We start from the raw sequence: 13564 nt of genomic DNA on the forward strand, positions 1-13564 counted from the left end.
AAAATTAGATGAAAATTTGAAAACTAATGAAAATATAAATAAAAGTGTTGAGGAATCTATAATTTCTAATGAAAAATACAATACTGAAAATATAAACACAATAAATAAAAACATAAATGAAAACTATGATTTTAAAAATGATAAATCAGAAAAAACAGTAAATCATACATTTGATGTTAATATTAATTCAGATTCAGAAGAATTAAATGTAATTTTAGATAAAAATGTAAAAAAAGTAGTAAATGAAACTATACAAGATTATGAAAGAAAAAAGATGTTAGATATAGGACTTACATAAAATAATGGGAGGTGATTAATAAATGCAAATATCTTTGAATGGTATAAAAATAGATTGGGTGAGTTTTGTTCCTAAGAATTTAGAAGGTAATGTAACTGAACACACTATTCAAGGTGGAGCTAAAAAAGATTTAACTTCTCATGTTCACATAAAAAATAGGACTATACCTTTAGATTGCATAATTGAAGATGGAGTTTTTACAAGAGATAAAGAACAGAGATTTGATAAATTATATGAAATGGCTGAAAATGCTGAAATAATAGAATTAAATTCTACTGGTTTTTCTGTTCTTAAAAGATTATTTGGAAGTAATAAATTTGATGAAGAATTTGCAATAATAAAAATTGAAGAAGATGAAAGAGGAGATAATTTCATCCAATTTACTATGATTCTAAAGGCTGTTAATTTTGCAACTTTAAAATTAGTAAAAACATCTATTCAACCAGATAAAAGTTTAAAAACAGCAGCAACAAAAAAGAAGAAAAAAATAATAGGACAAAAAGAATTGAAAGAAATGGGAGTTAAAAGACCAGATTACCCTAAGTAAAGGAGCTATTATATGATTTTAGACATTAAAAATACTGATATACCTTGTGATTATAAATTTAAAATAAAAGATAAAACATTTATTTTAACATTAAATTATAGAGGATATGACAATAGAATTGTTTGTGATTTATCAGATGAGTTTGGAGAAGAAATAGCAGTAGGGGAAAAAATGGTGTTTGGAGTACCTTTATTTTATTATCTATACAAAGATAATTTAAATAATTTTAATAAAGATATGCCAAGTGCTTATTTAATACCTACAACTATTGACGGAAAAGAAGTTGAATTAACTTTAGAAAATTTCTCTACAAAGGTATTTTTATTTGTAAAGGAAGTTGATTAAAATGTTATTTAAAAGAGATTGTGAATGTAGAATTAAAGATTATGTTTATACTACTGTTGATGACCCTGTTTATGGTAAAGGATTAACAATAGAGTGGGGATATGAAATAAGAAATTATGATGATCCTGGAAGATTAGAAGTTGAAATATATAATCCAGATGAAGAAATATTAACTAACATCCAGCAATTAGACCCGATAGTTTTTAGTTTCGGGTATGCTGGAGAATTAGAAGTATTCTTTAGTGGTTTTTTAGATAAATATGAGTTTAAAATTAAAGGTGTTGATAAAATACTTAAAATAAGTTGTATAGAGCAAGATTCTCTTATATTTAAAAGTTTTTCTGTTAGTTATAATGCAAATACTGGAGCAAAATATATTATAGAAGATATTGCTAAAAGGTCAGGATTAACAATAAAACAATTAGATCTAAAGCAAGATAAAAATTTTACTACTGGATATTGTATCTATGGTAAACCTTTGAACGAAATAAGAGATTTAGTAAAAGATTGTGGAAGTAAATTAAAAATAGAAGGAAAAGAACTATATGTCTATATAGATGATGTAAATAAAAATTTAGCTGTATTATTAGACTATGAAAGTGGATTATTAGAAGAACCACAAGTAGCAATAAGAGCTTTATATAAAAAGAATGGTAAAAAAAATGATAAAGAAACTTTATATACACATAAATTAAAAGCATTAGCTATTCCACTTATAAAGAAAAATTCAATAATAGTAATCAAAGGAGATAATATTGAATTAACTGGACAAGTAATTGAAATGGAAATAGATGATTATGAAGCGGAATATAAAGTTAGGAGAATGGATAAAAATGAATGAAGAAATAATGATGTATTTTTTAAGTAAAATAATGGTAACTATGCCAGTTGAAATAATTGAAGTAGATAACAATAATAATTTGTGCACTGTAAAACCTCTTATTTTCAACGAGTTAGAATTACCTCTTATAGTTAAGTGCCCTTTTATGCCGATAGGCTCTAAAACTAAAAATATAAAGTTTAAAGTGCAAAAAGGACAAAGATTTCAAGCTTTGTTTTCTCAATTAGATTTATCTAATTATATTTCAACTGGAGCAGTTGGACAAATTAACAGTACAAAACAATTCTCATTTACTAATTGCGTTATTTTACCGATATTAGCGCTAACAGAAACAGATGGAGTGAAAGTTCCTGAAATGGATTTTGAGATCACTGGAGATATTAAAATAAATGGAAATATAACTATGGAAGGAGATATAAAACTTAAAGGAAATATAACACAAGAAGGTGGAATAAATTCTACTGAAGATATTGTATCTGGTAAAATTTCTTTACAAAATCATACACATAAATATAATCCAGGAACTGGAAGCCCTACTCCTTCTCAGAAACCAGAATAAGAGGTGATTAAATGCAAGATTTATATATAGATAGTCAAGGTGGTTTTAATTTTGAAATAGCAACAGATAATAAAGCTCTAAGAAGTAGATTAGGAGTATTTTTATCTATTAGAGCAAGTAATGGATATGATGATGGAGAATTAGATTATGATATAAATCAAGGATTAGACTATGAATTTTTATTAGATGGAACTGTAAAAGATGAATTTAAAAGCACTTATATTTATAATCAAATTAAAAATTACTATAAAGAAGTAGAAGACGTAAAAAATATAAATATAATTTCTGATAAAAATAATAGAACATTAAATATAACTTTTGAATTTAAAAGTATATTTGATAACGATTATATAAAACAAGAGGTGAGTAATATTGTTTAAACTTAGAAGCTGGGAACAAATAGAAAATTTATTCGCAAATACTTTAATTGCACAATATCCAGAGTTGAAATTTACAACTGAATCAAATATGTATAAAGTATTGCTTCCTGTTATGGAGGAAGTTAAGAGAATAGAAGAAAGACAACAAAGTAATTTAGAAAAAAATAATTATTTAAAAGCTGAAGGTAATGATTTAGATATAATTTTACAAAACAGAAATTTTCCACGAAAAAAACAATCTAAAAGTAAAGGATTTTGGAAAACTACAAATAGTATTCCTAATACATCAGCATTAGCTGGAGAAGTTAAATTTGAAGATAATAAAGGAAATACTTTTGTTAATACTGAAAACTTTACAGTAGATGAAACAGGAACAGCTATAATACCAATAGAAGCTGAAAATTATGGTAAAGATAGCAATGTAAAAGCTAATACTATAAATAATATTAAAACTCCAATATCTGGGTTAATTTCAGGAACAAATGAAAAAGATACAGAAGGTGGAGCTGATAAAGAAACAGATGTAGAATATAGATTTAGATGGGAAACTACAAGAAATTCTGGATCATATTGGAATACTGATGGAATATATTCTGAAATAAATTTAGTTAATGGTGTTAAAAGCTGTAAAGTTTTAGAAAATGATAAAGATATTCCAGTAAGTGTAGGAGGTTTAGAAATGCCTTCTCGTTCTCGTAGATATTATGTTGATGGTGGAGCTGATATTGATATAGCAAATGCTATATTTAGGAAAACAGATAGAGCTATTGAAGAAACTGGAGGAGTTACAGTAACTATAAAAGATGTTCAAGGAACTGATAGAACTGTAATATTTTCAAGACCAACTTATGTTAATGTTAAATATAAAATAATACTAGATGGTTCTATATCTACTAATCAAGCTAATGCAATTATAGAAGAATATATTCAAAATTCTAGAATAAATGAAAATCTGACATCATTTGCAGTAGTTGAAAAAATAAGACATAGCATTGATGTTTCAGGAGTAACGAACTTGGAAGTACATTTTAGTAGAAATAATTCAACTTATTTTTCAAGTTTAAAAATGGATGTTTTTGAAAAGGCTGTGGTATAATATGGGAGGATCATTTGAAAGAATGTGGTCAAGATTACCAGATGTTTTAAAAAGTGATGATTTAAAAAAATTATATATAGCTTTAGGTAGTATATTTGATTTATTAGAAAAAGAACAAGAACCATATATATATACTGAGGTATTAGATAAATTATCTGGAGAAATGTTAGATAACTATGGTATTAGCTATGGAGTTAATAGAGGAAATTTAGTTGATGAAGGTTATAAAAATAAAATAAGAATAGAGGAAGCTAAAAACAACTTTATTCCAACTCTTAATCCATACATAGAATTAATAAAATTAGTTACTGGATATAGAGTAGAAGCAGTAGAAGGATGGAATTTAAATCCACCTCAAAAAGCTTTAATGAAATTATTTATAACTATTCCAGCTGGTTCAGATACAGATTTATTGTTTGATTTAGATAGTGTATATAGTTGTGGTGTAAAAACTATATGGGAAGTTAGCCAAGAGTCTTATATTCCTTATGAGCTTATTGGAGAGCATAATAAAACTGGTATTAGAAATATTAATAAAGATTATTTAAGGGTTATAGATGAAACTCTTAAAAATAGAGGTGATAATAATGGCAAATGGTAAATTAACAAATTTTAAGGATCTAAAAGTTGAATATCCAGAAAGATACAAAGTTATAAATGAAGATTTAACTGAAGAAACTAAAACAATAAGATTCCTTCCTGGTGTAACATATCAAGAAGGAACTCCAGAAACAGCAGAAAATTTTAATAATATACAAAGAAACTCTATTTATGAAGTTAATGGAACAAGAATTACAGAAGGACAAAATGAAATATATAATATTGTAATAGAAGGAAGTGAAGATTTTACATTTACAGATTTAAAATTATGTTTAGTTCCAAATGAAACTAATACAAAAAAAGGTCCTTTGATAAGATTTAATGGTAATACATATACAATAAAAAATGCACAAGATACAGTAAATATTGGAAGTCTAGTATCTAAAGAAAAAATATTTTTAAATCTTAATTTTACACAAAAAACAGCAGAAATTATTGGAGTATTAACTGGTGGAACTCATAGAACAATAAAACAACTAGATACAGATAATAGAGCTAATGCTGGAATACCTTATGACCCAGAGATTGAATATATACAAGATGTTGGAACTAAAAAAGCTAATTTCTATTATAAAGATAAAAATCAAGAAGGATTGTTCAAATGTAAAGAAAATTCTACAACGACTACTAATTTATCAAATATTTTTGAAAAGTTTGATAACAATGAGTTGTTAAATAGATTACGGAATTTAAGTATATTTAAAACGAATGTTCTTACTCCAGTATTAACAGCTTCTAGTGATCCCAATGCAAAAGTTGGAGATGTTTATTTAGCTGTTGCTACTTCTGGAGGTGAAAAAGAAATATTCGATTCAAAAATAATTATAATACCATTCAGTAGATTGATAACTTCGTGTAAAATGAATATATTCCAAGGAACTGTTAATGTAACTTATGATGGTACTATATGGCGATGGAATCGAGAAGGTACAGATGTAGAAGGAGAAATCAAGGTTTATAAGTTACATCTTTTTCTATAATTCTAGAAAATTATATTACATTAGTTCAACACAAATAGGGATTTGTACCATAGCTCCCCAACTAAATTTAGGAATATAATCCTCGGTTCTACACTTAATTATATTAGATGTTACATGAATATTTAATCCATTAGCCATATATTCAGACCCATATAGAATTTTAATGTTACTGGGTATTCTTATAATATCTCTATAATTGTTTGTTCCTGCTATACCTGTTTTTAGTCTAATATCTAAAAATGCAAATTTATTATTTACATTTAAATAAGCTTCGTAAACTAGATTACTATCTAAGACTTCACAATTAAAAACCGAATGAGTACCTAAATTCTGTAATCTATACCTAAAAAAATAAAAAAAATTAAAGGAGGTGATTAAAAATGTATCAAGAAAATGTAAAAATTTATGACGAATATTTAAAATCAAATAAAGCCAGAAATTATGAAACTTTCGAAACAACTTATAAGATGTACAAAAGTAGAATAAATGATTTTTTTAATTATTTAAAAGAAAATGAAAATGACATAATGATTATATCTGAAAAAATGATAAAGGATTGTGTTAATATTTTAGAAAGATACATTAGTGATTGCAGAGATAGAGGAAACAATAATCAAACTATTAATAATAAGATAACTGCTATTAGTAGTTTTTATATTTGGTGTGTGAAAAGAAATATAATAGAGTACCATCCTTTTCAAACTAAATTAGATAGATTAAAGAAAAGTGAACAAACCAAAAGGAGAGAGAGTTATTTTTTAAGCACTCAGGAGATTATAGAAGCCAAAGTAATGATGAAGTATGAAAACTTTAAAATGGATGAAAGATTAATGTGGGAATTATTTCTAGATTGTGGAGCTAGAATATCAGCTATACAATCAATAAAAGTTGGCCAAATAGATTTTAATAGTGGTATAATAAAAGGTGTAAAGGAAAAGTATGGGAAAATAGTAGATTTGATGTTTTTCGAGAATACATCAAAAATATTAAAAGATTATATTTATATGAATAATATAAAAAATGAAGATTATTTATTTTTCTCAAATAGAAATAAAAAAGCTCCAATGACACAATCAACTATAAGAGCTAAAATAAAAAAGATAGGATTGTTAATTGGTTATGATAAATTATATCCTCATACATTGCGTAAAACTGCTATAAATCTATTATATAATATGGGTGGTATAGAATTAGCAGCAGAGTATGCTAATCACAATGATTCTAAAACTACAAAGGATCACTATATAAAAAATAAAACTACTGAAGAAAATAGAGATTCTATACATAAATTAAAAAAATCATACGGATTATAAAAGGAGTGAAAACAATGTTAGAAAAAATTTATATTTATGATTCTAAAGATATAAATAAAGAACCAATAGAAATAAATGGTCATATAAAAAATTTTATGGAAAATCCTATCAGTTGGTATGATAAATGGAATAATACATTAATTGCAACTGATAGATTAATACCTTATCCATATTTAGATTCTAATGGAGAAATAAAAGAAAAATCTGAATCTATGAAAAAAATAGAAGGGATAATTCCTTTAACGGATGGAGAATACATTGAAGGTGGAATAATATATACAGTAGAACCACCAGACAATTTATTAAAAAGAGTTTGGAATAGTGAACTAAGAGAATGGCAAGAAGGAGCAACACAAGAAGATATTTCAAATGAAATAAGAAGATTAGAAGATAGATTTATAGAATTAAATGAACAAAGAGAAAAAAGAATTAAATATAATTTCGATACTAGCGAAATAGAAAAAGAAATTATAGAAATTGAACTTAGAATAGGTTGGGTATCAAAGATAGTTTTAATATAAAGGAGGCGTGTTTTTATGGAATTTTTAGTAGAACATAAAGAAGTCATACTCGTAGGGTTAGGGGTTATAATAGGATCATTTATACCAGTTGCTAAAACTCATTTAATGGGTAGGAAAGTTGGAGAAAAGATACCTAAAAAATTAGCAATAGCAATAGCTGACCATTTAGATGCCTTTGAAAAAGGGTTAAGACAACAAGATGTAAATGGAGATACTTCTATTATATCAAATGAACAATTATCAAAAGCAACAGAAAAATTAAAAATTGATGTGGGTTTAGAACAAAAATCAAAGGGCAAGGATTTGAAATAAAAATAGATCCTTTGAATTACAAGAAAAAATTAATAGAGTTAAGAGTCTATAAAAAGGCTCACTCTATTAAAGAATTATTTAAGTTTTGGTAAAAATGGAGGATTGATAACATGAAAATGTCAGAAAGAGGACTAGAATTAATAAAGCACTTTGAAGGATTAAAATTAGAAGCATATAAATGTCCATCTGGAGTATGGACAATAGGTTATGGAACTACAAAAGGTGTTACTTCTGGAATGAAAATTACTAAAGAAAAAGCTGAAGAACTTTTAAAATTAGATGTAGAGAAGTTTGAAAAATCTGTATTAAAACTTGTAAAAGTTGATTTAAACCAATCTCAATTTGATGCCTTAGTTAGTTTTGCATATAACTTAGGAGAAGGTAATTTGTCAAGCTCAACTCTTTTAAAGATGTTAAATAATAAAGACTACTATGGAGCTAGTCAAGAATTTATAAGATGGAATAGAGCAAATAAAAAAGTTCTTGCTGGCTTGACTAGAAGAAGAGAATCTGAAAGGAATTTATTTAATTGTTATCCAGTTTATTTAGTAAAATAATAACTACCTTTTACCCTGAGAAAGTAAAAAGGGGTGTTCTTATAAATATGACAAAATACATAAAAGAGATTATAGCAGCTTTAATTATTGCTACTATTACTGGAGCTTTTACAAAAATTAATTATTTAGAAAAAGAAGTATCTATATTAAAACAATCTTCAAATATTACAGTTACAGAAGTTTCATCTTTAAAAAATACTGAAAAAGACGTAACTTTATTAAAACAATTTTCAGAAAATGCAGCAACAGACATACAAATATTAAAAAAATCAAGAGAAAGTCTTTCTGACTATTATGTTACTAGGAGAGAATTTAACTCCATAATAGAAACACAAAATAAAAAAATAGATATGCTTAATGATAAAATAGAAAAATTAATAGATATATTAATGAGAAAATAAAAAATAATCAAAAGGGGTATAATACATGGTTCAAAAGAAGAAAAGAGTCGTTTTTTATGAAGAACCACAAGTATTGGATGAAATAGATAGAGCTATACAAAAGCTAAGTGAGAAAGAACATGAATTAATTTCATGTTCTTGTTTTATAAGAAGGTCCATTAAAAATTTTTTAAAAACATTAAAAGAAAGCAATGATGAAAAAATAGGCACTAAGTAGGCACTAAGTAGGCACTATATAGGCACTATATAGGCACTTTATTTTTATAAATAAATATTATATTATAATATTAAAAATGGGAGTGGTAAAAAGTGGAAGAAAATAAAATACTTTTTAAATGTAAACATTGTGATAATGATGATATGAAACATATGATTATAAAAACTGTGGTTCAAGCTAATCCAGAATATAGACCTTTTCCAAATAATGCTGGAGTTTCTCCTACATTAAATGTTGGATTACATATAGATTGTGCAAAGTGTAATAAAGATACTTTAGTAATTATAGATGAATTATATAAAAACAATACAGAGCTACCTCAAAATGTTCCTAATGAAGTTTTAGTTCATGTTAAATTTGAAAAGCCTATGTTTTCAGCGATAAAATATATTCTAACAGATGATATGACTTTAGATAAAGTTGTAGTTGATATAAATAATCAAAAAATATCTCTTATAACTCAAAAATTTGTTACAATAGGTTATAAAGAAATTACTGAAGAACAATATAAGGCACTTAAAAACAAAATGGTAGAAGAAGTAAAGACAGAAGTTAAAGAATCAGAAATAAAGCAAGATAATGAAGTTAAAATAGAAACAAACAACATTCGTAACGGAGGGAAAAGATGAATAAATTAGACTTCGATACAATAGCAAGAAATATGTTTGGAGCTAATGCTGATAAATACAAAGAATATGATGGGTATAAGGTTTATGAGTTTAAAGCTTATACTGAACCTGAAATGAACTTCCTAAAAGAAGCATTAAAAAGTATTTAATAGATTAGAGATAGGTTTTTCCTATCTCTTTTTTATTTTTTAAAAATATTTTAAAAACTATTTGCTTTTAATATATAATGATATATACTTTAATTATCAAGAGTTAGGAGGTTTATATGGAACTTATAAAAATAAAAAACGAAAAAGGTGTAAATCTAGTAAGTGCTAGAGAATTGCACAAGATTTTAGAGAGCAAACAAGATTTTACAACTTGGATAAAAAGCAGAATAGAAAAGTATGGGTTTGTGGAAGACGAAGATTTCACGCTCCACAAATTTATGGAGGGTAAAAATTGGAAGCACGACTACATCTTGAAGTTAGATATGGCTAAAGAATTATCAATGGTTGAAAATAACGATAAAGGAAGAAAAGTGAGAAGATACTTTATAGAGTGCGAAAAAAAGTTGGTGCAAGTTTTATCAAACAAGGATAGCTTGCTACTAAACATTATAAAATCAAATTCCGAAACAGATAGAGCTTTAGCCTTAAATCAATATCAAGTAGAGTATGTGAAGCCTTTAGAGGATAAAATAGAAGTTTTAACACATGTCAACAAGCTTTACACAAGTACAGAGATAGCTAAAGAGTTAGGTTTAAAATCAGCTACAGAGTTAAACAAACTTTTGTCGGATAAAAAAATCCAATACAAAGTAAACAACACTTGGGTTTTAACTGCCAAATATTCCAATGCAGGTTATGAGAGCATAAAACAAACTGTACTAGATAACGGCAAAGTTATATACGATAGAAAATTCACTCAAATTGGCAGAGATTTTATATTAAACTTATTCAAAGGTGTTGGTAGAGATGGAATTTAAGAAATATCTAATTGCTACAACAGAAGAGGAGAGGGAGAAAATAAAACTCCTCTCTTCTCACCTGAAAACCAAATCAGATGAAAGAGTAGCAGAGGTTATAATCAGAGCTTTGGAAAAGTTAAAGGAGGAAAGATGAAACTTGATATAAAAGATTATAAATTAGTTAGAGACGTCGCTATACTATCTTGCTACAAATGTGATTTGCATTCATATGAAGGGTGTTTGGTAGTTTGTGATACGAATTTCGATTGTATAGAAGGTTATTTTAAGAAGGTTGATAAGGAGAAAGAATGAAAGTAAGATGTATAGACAATTGGTTTTATGAACATTTGCTTAAAAGAAATGAAGCATACGAAGTTATCAGAGAAACTAGCGATAGTTATATAATTGTGATTGAAGGTTTAGGTTATCTGTGTGTTGATAAAGAAAGATTCGAAATAATAGAGGAGGATAAAATGAAAGAGGTAAGAATTGTTAGGAAGTTAGAGGATTTAGATGGGTTAGAGAATGGTAAAGGTTTATTTATGGCATTTAATACAAAAGAAAAAACATTGTCCATAGCATATAATTTCAAAATTTTATATAAAGTTGACACTAGAATAAAATCATCTATAGTACACATATTTGAAATAGCTAAATCTATGGGATTTAAATTTGAATATAAACCTCTAAGAACTAAAGATGAAGTTTTAGCAGATATAAAAAGATTGGCTTGTGAAAGGAGTCGAGATTGCAGAACTATGATTTTACAAGACGTTAATACAAATAAATATTTTGCTACAGATAATTATAAAACTATTGAAAATGAAAAAAAATATTTTAATGAGGACATAGCTCATGACCTAGTAAATGAAATTAATGAGTTATTGGAGTGTGAATAATGAAAAAATTAATATTAATATTTTTATTAGTTATAATTGCTGCTGGATATGTTAGTGTAATATTAAAAGAAAATGAAATTGAAAGAGTATATATAATGGAGGGTAAATAATGGGATTTGATTTTAACAAATTAGATGATTATAAGGTGGCTTTAGATGATGGTTTTGTATATCAAAAAGATGAACATGATGGAGAATTATCTTTTAATACAGATTATGTTAGGTTTATAGAAAATAAAAATACATACTCATTTTATAATATCGACAGTTTTGGAGAAGTTGAAGTTTACGCAGAAGATGAAAATTTTGATGAATTTAAAAAGAAAGTTACTGATTTCTTATTAAATAATAATTAAAAAAGAGGGATTTTTCCCTCTTTATTTTTTATATTTGTAGTATAGACATATCCCAATCATATTCTCTTAACTTCAAAAAAGCTTCTTTCTGATTATTGAAAAATAAAGCCTTTGATATTTCAGGACTAGAAGAAAACCTTCCTTTGCTTAAATAACTAACATAATATAAATCTTTATATTTACCTTCGTTATCTCTAATAATTCTTATCAAAACATATCTACCTTTATATTTTTTCATTTTATTATAATTTTTATAATTATAATATATTTTTTGTAAATCACTTATAGCTTGTAAAATTAAAACTATTAACATTAAAATGAATATACCTATCATTATTTTTTCAATCACTTTTAATCACCTCATATTTTATCAAATGGTAATAATTCTTTTTCCTTAATTTTTGTTATCAGTTCTTTTATATCAATTTTATCATTCATTCTTGAAATCTCATATTTCTTCTTAAAAGCTCTAACAAGAACATCTATTTTATTCTTAACTTCATACTCTATATACTTCTTTCCAAACTCCCTTTGATACCATGCTGGAGATTCACACAAGAAATATATTTTATCTCCATATTTTTCTTTAAATAATCTTTTTTTAAGATTTTCATATAATATAGTTTTATTTAATCCTTTCATATCTATATAAATATCCAATGATTCTATATAAAAATCTATGTTCCAATCTATTGCTTTTCCATATTGTGATTTTTCTATTAAATTTATTTTTTTATGATATTTGAAAGGTATGTGTTTACTTGTTAAATATTCGTAAAATTCTTTTTCAAAATCATTATCGAATTTTTCTACATATTCTTCTACTTTTGCCATTTTACATGTCCTCTAGCACTTTCTTTATTTTATCAAAATCATAAGGTATTTCATACCAATCTTTATGAAGTTGAATGGTTGTATGAAGTATATCTATTTGTCTTATATCTCTAGCATATGTTTTAGCAATTAAAATTTCATTATTTATTTTTATTTCATTGTCGGTTTTAATTGAACCTATTAAAGTTTTTTCTGGAATAAATTCCACATGATTTACTAATATTTTTCTATTTCCTACTCTTATATACATTTTATCTCCTATTATCTTATTTTGTTATATTTATAAATAAAATTTATGTTATCCTGATGTTCTTCATTCTCTTTTTTTAATATATCTATTTTATCTCTAAGAATTTCTTTCATATCATGCCTACCAGATAAAATAAAATCAACATGCTGCTTTTCAACTATCTTTATTAATTTAAAATTTATTTCTCTAATAATCTCCAATTGATTTATTCTTAATTCGTTTTCTTTTGTTAGTTGTCCCATGTAAACCTCCTAAAAATCTCTATCTCTTTTAAAACCTAATAAAATTCTATTAAAAATTCCAACTTTAATACCATGTATTCCAAAAATACCTACATTTCTTGACATATTTCTAAAATATCTTATTATAATATTTTTTTCTAAAATTTCAACTTCTCCAAATTTTAAACTTTTTAATCCAGTAGTATCTATTATTAAATCGCTGTGATTTTTATCGCTATTTTTTTTTATTAAATAAGACATATTCATTGATTTTAAAATTTCATTATCTATTAACAAATGTAATTTATCCCTGTAACAATCATATTTAGCCCATACACATTCATAAGAAAAATAAAAACCATTTTTATATTTAATTTTTACTTGCATTTTATACCTCCTAAAATCGTTTTTAAAGCTTTTTATAATTCTTTCAATAAAATGTACCTAAAAACATTTAAAA

The 13564-nt window shown here is 25.6% G+C and carries 28 protein-coding genes; 22 read left to right on the forward strand and 6 right to left on the reverse strand.

Annotated elements, in window-relative coordinates:
• The 9 genes from Q0W06_RS17100 to Q0W06_RS17140 form a co-directional block, all read left to right on the forward strand.
• Window positions 1-298: hypothetical protein (locus Q0W06_RS17100; protein ID WP_297638561.1), on the forward strand; the 298-nt coding region annotated here is incomplete at its 5' end.
• Between the two features lie 22 nt (window positions 299-320).
• Window positions 321-845: a phage baseplate protein gene (locus tag Q0W06_RS17105; RefSeq protein WP_297638563.1), complete on the forward strand. Its 525-nt coding sequence runs from the start codon at window positions 321-323 to the stop codon at window positions 843-845.
• 12 nt (window positions 846-857) lie between these two features.
• The gene (locus Q0W06_RS17110) at window positions 858-1190 is read left to right on the forward strand and encodes a hypothetical protein (protein ID WP_297638565.1); all 333 of its coding nucleotides are present in this window, start codon (window positions 858-860) and stop codon (window positions 1188-1190) included.
• Between the two features lies 1 nt (window position 1191).
• Window positions 1192-2031 (forward strand): hypothetical protein, encoded by an 840-nt coding sequence (locus tag Q0W06_RS17115; RefSeq protein ID WP_297638567.1) that lies wholly within the window; start codon window positions 1192-1194, stop codon window positions 2029-2031.
• Window positions 2024-2590, forward strand: coding sequence for a hypothetical protein (locus tag Q0W06_RS17120; protein WP_297638569.1), 567 nt, complete (start codon window positions 2024-2026; stop codon window positions 2588-2590). Before Q0W06_RS17115 ends, Q0W06_RS17120 begins: the two co-directional genes overlap by 8 nt.
• Before the next feature lie 11 nt (window positions 2591-2601).
• Complete coding sequence (locus Q0W06_RS17125; protein WP_297638571.1) at window positions 2602-2970, forward strand: hypothetical protein; 369 nt, start codon at window positions 2602-2604, stop codon at window positions 2968-2970.
• On the forward strand, window positions 2963-4066 hold the full coding sequence (locus Q0W06_RS17130) for a baseplate J/gp47 family protein (RefSeq protein WP_297638573.1): 1104 nt from the start codon (window positions 2963-2965) through the stop codon (window positions 4064-4066). Before Q0W06_RS17125 ends, Q0W06_RS17130 begins: the two co-directional genes overlap by 8 nt.
• A 22-nt stretch (window positions 4067-4088) precedes the next feature.
• Complete coding sequence (locus Q0W06_RS17135) at window positions 4089-4667, forward strand: hypothetical protein (protein ID WP_297638576.1); 579 nt, start codon at window positions 4089-4091, stop codon at window positions 4665-4667.
• The gene (locus Q0W06_RS17140; protein ID WP_297638578.1) at window positions 4654-5646 is read left to right on the forward strand and encodes a hypothetical protein; all 993 of its coding nucleotides are present in this window, start codon (window positions 4654-4656) and stop codon (window positions 5644-5646) included. Before Q0W06_RS17135 ends, Q0W06_RS17140 begins: the two co-directional genes overlap by 14 nt.
• Before the next feature lie 15 nt (window positions 5647-5661).
• Here Q0W06_RS17140 and Q0W06_RS17145 read toward each other — a convergent pair whose 3' ends face one another.
• The gene (locus tag Q0W06_RS17145; RefSeq protein WP_297638580.1) at window positions 5662-5784 is read right to left on the reverse strand and encodes a hypothetical protein; all 123 of its coding nucleotides are present in this window, start codon (window positions 5782-5784) and stop codon (window positions 5662-5664) included.
• Between the two features lie 242 nt (window positions 5785-6026).
• Here Q0W06_RS17145 and Q0W06_RS17150 point away from each other — a divergent pair, with 242 nt between their 5' ends.
• The 13 genes from Q0W06_RS17150 (at window position 6027) to Q0W06_RS17210 (ending at window position 11799) form a co-directional block, all read left to right on the forward strand.
• A complete protein-coding gene (locus tag Q0W06_RS17150; RefSeq protein WP_297638583.1) occupies window positions 6027-6959 on the forward strand; it encodes a site-specific integrase in 933 nt (310 codons plus the stop codon).
• A gap of 14 nt (window positions 6960-6973) precedes the next feature.
• On the forward strand, window positions 6974-7480 hold the full coding sequence (locus tag Q0W06_RS17155; protein WP_297638585.1) for a hypothetical protein: 507 nt from the start codon (window positions 6974-6976) through the stop codon (window positions 7478-7480).
• A 15-nt stretch (window positions 7481-7495) separates the two neighbouring features.
• Window positions 7496-7792, forward strand: a complete 297-nt coding sequence (locus Q0W06_RS17160) for a hypothetical protein (protein WP_297638587.1) — start codon at window positions 7496-7498, stop codon at window positions 7790-7792.
• Window positions 7793-7902: 110 nt separating this feature from the next.
• The gene (locus Q0W06_RS17165) at window positions 7903-8349 is read left to right on the forward strand and encodes a lysozyme (RefSeq protein ID WP_297638589.1); all 447 of its coding nucleotides are present in this window, start codon (window positions 7903-7905) and stop codon (window positions 8347-8349) included.
• 47 nt (window positions 8350-8396) lie between these two features.
• Entirely contained in the window at window positions 8397-8750 is a 354-nt protein-coding gene (locus Q0W06_RS17170) for a hypothetical protein (RefSeq protein ID WP_297638591.1), read from the forward strand.
• A 25-nt stretch (window positions 8751-8775) separates the two neighbouring features.
• Window positions 8776-8967 (forward strand): hypothetical protein, encoded by a 192-nt coding sequence (locus Q0W06_RS17175; protein WP_297638593.1) that lies wholly within the window; start codon window positions 8776-8778, stop codon window positions 8965-8967.
• A 92-nt stretch (window positions 8968-9059) separates the two neighbouring features.
• The gene (locus Q0W06_RS17180) at window positions 9060-9596 is read left to right on the forward strand and encodes a hypothetical protein (RefSeq protein WP_297638595.1); all 537 of its coding nucleotides are present in this window, start codon (window positions 9060-9062) and stop codon (window positions 9594-9596) included.
• Window positions 9593-9745: a hypothetical protein gene (locus Q0W06_RS17185; RefSeq protein WP_297638598.1), complete on the forward strand. Its 153-nt coding sequence runs from the start codon at window positions 9593-9595 to the stop codon at window positions 9743-9745. The genes Q0W06_RS17180 and Q0W06_RS17185 overlap by 4 nt, the downstream gene beginning before the upstream one ends.
• Before the next feature lie 116 nt (window positions 9746-9861).
• Window positions 9862-10563: an antA/AntB antirepressor family protein gene (locus Q0W06_RS17190; RefSeq protein ID WP_297638601.1), complete on the forward strand. Its 702-nt coding sequence runs from the start codon at window positions 9862-9864 to the stop codon at window positions 10561-10563.
• The gene (locus tag Q0W06_RS17195) at window positions 10553-10699 is read left to right on the forward strand and encodes a hypothetical protein (protein WP_297638604.1); all 147 of its coding nucleotides are present in this window, start codon (window positions 10553-10555) and stop codon (window positions 10697-10699) included. Before Q0W06_RS17190 ends, Q0W06_RS17195 begins: the two co-directional genes overlap by 11 nt.
• The gene (locus Q0W06_RS17200) at window positions 10696-10857 is read left to right on the forward strand and encodes a hypothetical protein (protein WP_297638607.1); all 162 of its coding nucleotides are present in this window, start codon (window positions 10696-10698) and stop codon (window positions 10855-10857) included. The genes Q0W06_RS17195 and Q0W06_RS17200 overlap by 4 nt, the downstream gene beginning before the upstream one ends.
• On the forward strand, window positions 10854-11444 hold the full coding sequence (locus Q0W06_RS17205) for a hypothetical protein (RefSeq protein ID WP_297638610.1): 591 nt from the start codon (window positions 10854-10856) through the stop codon (window positions 11442-11444). The genes Q0W06_RS17200 and Q0W06_RS17205 overlap by 4 nt, the downstream gene beginning before the upstream one ends.
• 109 nt (window positions 11445-11553) lie before the next feature.
• Window positions 11554-11799 carry a hypothetical protein gene (locus Q0W06_RS17210; RefSeq protein ID WP_297638613.1) on the forward strand — a complete coding sequence of 82 codons (246 nt, stop codon included), beginning with the start codon at window positions 11554-11556 and terminating at the stop codon, window positions 11797-11799.
• A 28-nt stretch (window positions 11800-11827) separates the two neighbouring features.
• Here Q0W06_RS17210 and Q0W06_RS17215 read toward each other — a convergent pair whose 3' ends face one another.
• The 5 genes from Q0W06_RS17215 to Q0W06_RS17235 are packed head-to-tail and all read right to left on the reverse strand — an operon-like array spanning window position 11828 to window position 13491.
• Window positions 11828-12148: a hypothetical protein gene (locus Q0W06_RS17215; RefSeq protein WP_297638616.1), complete on the reverse strand. Its 321-nt coding sequence runs from the start codon at window positions 12146-12148 to the stop codon at window positions 11828-11830.
• Window positions 12149-12159: 11 nt separating this feature from the next.
• Entirely contained in the window at window positions 12160-12633 is a 474-nt protein-coding gene (locus Q0W06_RS17220; RefSeq protein WP_297638618.1) for a hypothetical protein, read from the reverse strand.
• Between the two features lies 1 nt (window position 12634).
• Window positions 12635-12883: a hypothetical protein gene (locus Q0W06_RS17225; protein WP_297638621.1), complete on the reverse strand. Its 249-nt coding sequence runs from the start codon at window positions 12881-12883 to the stop codon at window positions 12635-12637.
• 11 nt (window positions 12884-12894) lie between these two features.
• A complete protein-coding gene (locus tag Q0W06_RS17230; RefSeq protein WP_297638623.1) occupies window positions 12895-13125 on the reverse strand; it encodes a hypothetical protein in 231 nt (76 codons plus the stop codon).
• A gap of 9 nt (window positions 13126-13134) precedes the next feature.
• Complete coding sequence (locus Q0W06_RS17235) at window positions 13135-13491, reverse strand: hypothetical protein (RefSeq protein WP_297638626.1); 357 nt, start codon at window positions 13489-13491, stop codon at window positions 13135-13137.
• Between the last annotated feature and the right edge of the window lie 73 nt (window positions 13492-13564).

It is taken from the genome of uncultured Clostridium sp., from assembly GCF_947072515.1.
GTDB lineage: Bacteria > Bacillota > Clostridia > Clostridiales > Clostridiaceae > Clostridium.

What these genes read in the sequence shown, in the direction of transcription:
- Q0W06_RS17190 (WP_297638601.1), top strand. Translation starts at nt 9,862, where the DNA reads ATGGAACTTATAAAAATAAAAAACGAAAAAGGTGTAAATCTAGTAAGT.
- Q0W06_RS17115 (WP_297638567.1), top strand. Translation starts at nt 1,192, where the DNA reads ATGTTATTTAAAAGAGATTGTGAATGTAGAATTAAAGATTATGTTTAT.
- Q0W06_RS17110 (WP_297638565.1), top strand. Translation starts at nt 858, where the DNA reads ATGATTTTAGACATTAAAAATACTGATATACCTTGTGATTATAAATTT.
- Q0W06_RS17170 (WP_297638591.1), top strand. Translation starts at nt 8,397, where the DNA reads ATGACAAAATACATAAAAGAGATTATAGCAGCTTTAATTATTGCTACT.
- Q0W06_RS17225 (WP_297638621.1), bottom strand. Translation starts at nt 12,883, where the DNA reads ATGTATATAAGAGTAGGAAATAGAAAAATATTAGTAAATCATGTGGAA.
- Q0W06_RS17145 (WP_297638580.1), bottom strand. Translation starts at nt 5,784, where the DNA reads ATGGCTAATGGATTAAATATTCATGTAACATCTAATATAATTAAGTGT.
- Q0W06_RS17160 (WP_297638587.1), top strand. Translation starts at nt 7,496, where the DNA reads ATGGAATTTTTAGTAGAACATAAAGAAGTCATACTCGTAGGGTTAGGG.
- Q0W06_RS17140 (WP_297638578.1), top strand. Translation starts at nt 4,654, where the DNA reads ATGGCAAATGGTAAATTAACAAATTTTAAGGATCTAAAAGTTGAATAT.
- Q0W06_RS17200 (WP_297638607.1), top strand. Translation starts at nt 10,696, where the DNA reads ATGAAACTTGATATAAAAGATTATAAATTAGTTAGAGACGTCGCTATA.
- Q0W06_RS17220 (WP_297638618.1), bottom strand. Translation starts at nt 12,633, where the DNA reads ATGGCAAAAGTAGAAGAATATGTAGAAAAATTCGATAATGATTTTGAA.
- Q0W06_RS17210 (WP_297638613.1), top strand. Translation starts at nt 11,554, where the DNA reads ATGGGATTTGATTTTAACAAATTAGATGATTATAAGGTGGCTTTAGAT.
- Q0W06_RS17175 (WP_297638593.1), top strand. Translation starts at nt 8,776, where the DNA reads ATGGTTCAAAAGAAGAAAAGAGTCGTTTTTTATGAAGAACCACAAGTA.
- Q0W06_RS17150 (WP_297638583.1), top strand. Translation starts at nt 6,027, where the DNA reads ATGTATCAAGAAAATGTAAAAATTTATGACGAATATTTAAAATCAAAT.
- Q0W06_RS17230 (WP_297638623.1), bottom strand. Translation starts at nt 13,125, where the DNA reads ATGGGACAACTAACAAAAGAAAACGAATTAAGAATAAATCAATTGGAG.
- Q0W06_RS17135 (WP_297638576.1), top strand. Translation starts at nt 4,089, where the DNA reads ATGTGGTCAAGATTACCAGATGTTTTAAAAAGTGATGATTTAAAAAAA.
- Q0W06_RS17205 (WP_297638610.1), top strand. Translation starts at nt 10,854, where the DNA reads ATGAAAGTAAGATGTATAGACAATTGGTTTTATGAACATTTGCTTAAA.
- Q0W06_RS17235 (WP_297638626.1), bottom strand. Translation starts at nt 13,491, where the DNA reads ATGCAAGTAAAAATTAAATATAAAAATGGTTTTTATTTTTCTTATGAA.
- Q0W06_RS17125 (WP_297638571.1), top strand. Translation starts at nt 2,602, where the DNA reads ATGCAAGATTTATATATAGATAGTCAAGGTGGTTTTAATTTTGAAATA.
- Q0W06_RS17105 (WP_297638563.1), top strand. Translation starts at nt 321, where the DNA reads ATGCAAATATCTTTGAATGGTATAAAAATAGATTGGGTGAGTTTTGTT.
- Q0W06_RS17185 (WP_297638598.1), top strand. Translation starts at nt 9,593, where the DNA reads ATGAATAAATTAGACTTCGATACAATAGCAAGAAATATGTTTGGAGCT.
- Q0W06_RS17195 (WP_297638604.1), top strand. Translation starts at nt 10,553, where the DNA reads ATGGAATTTAAGAAATATCTAATTGCTACAACAGAAGAGGAGAGGGAG.
- Q0W06_RS17165 (WP_297638589.1), top strand. Translation starts at nt 7,903, where the DNA reads ATGAAAATGTCAGAAAGAGGACTAGAATTAATAAAGCACTTTGAAGGA.
- Q0W06_RS17155 (WP_297638585.1), top strand. Translation starts at nt 6,974, where the DNA reads ATGTTAGAAAAAATTTATATTTATGATTCTAAAGATATAAATAAAGAA.
- Q0W06_RS17120 (WP_297638569.1), top strand. Translation starts at nt 2,024, where the DNA reads ATGAATGAAGAAATAATGATGTATTTTTTAAGTAAAATAATGGTAACT.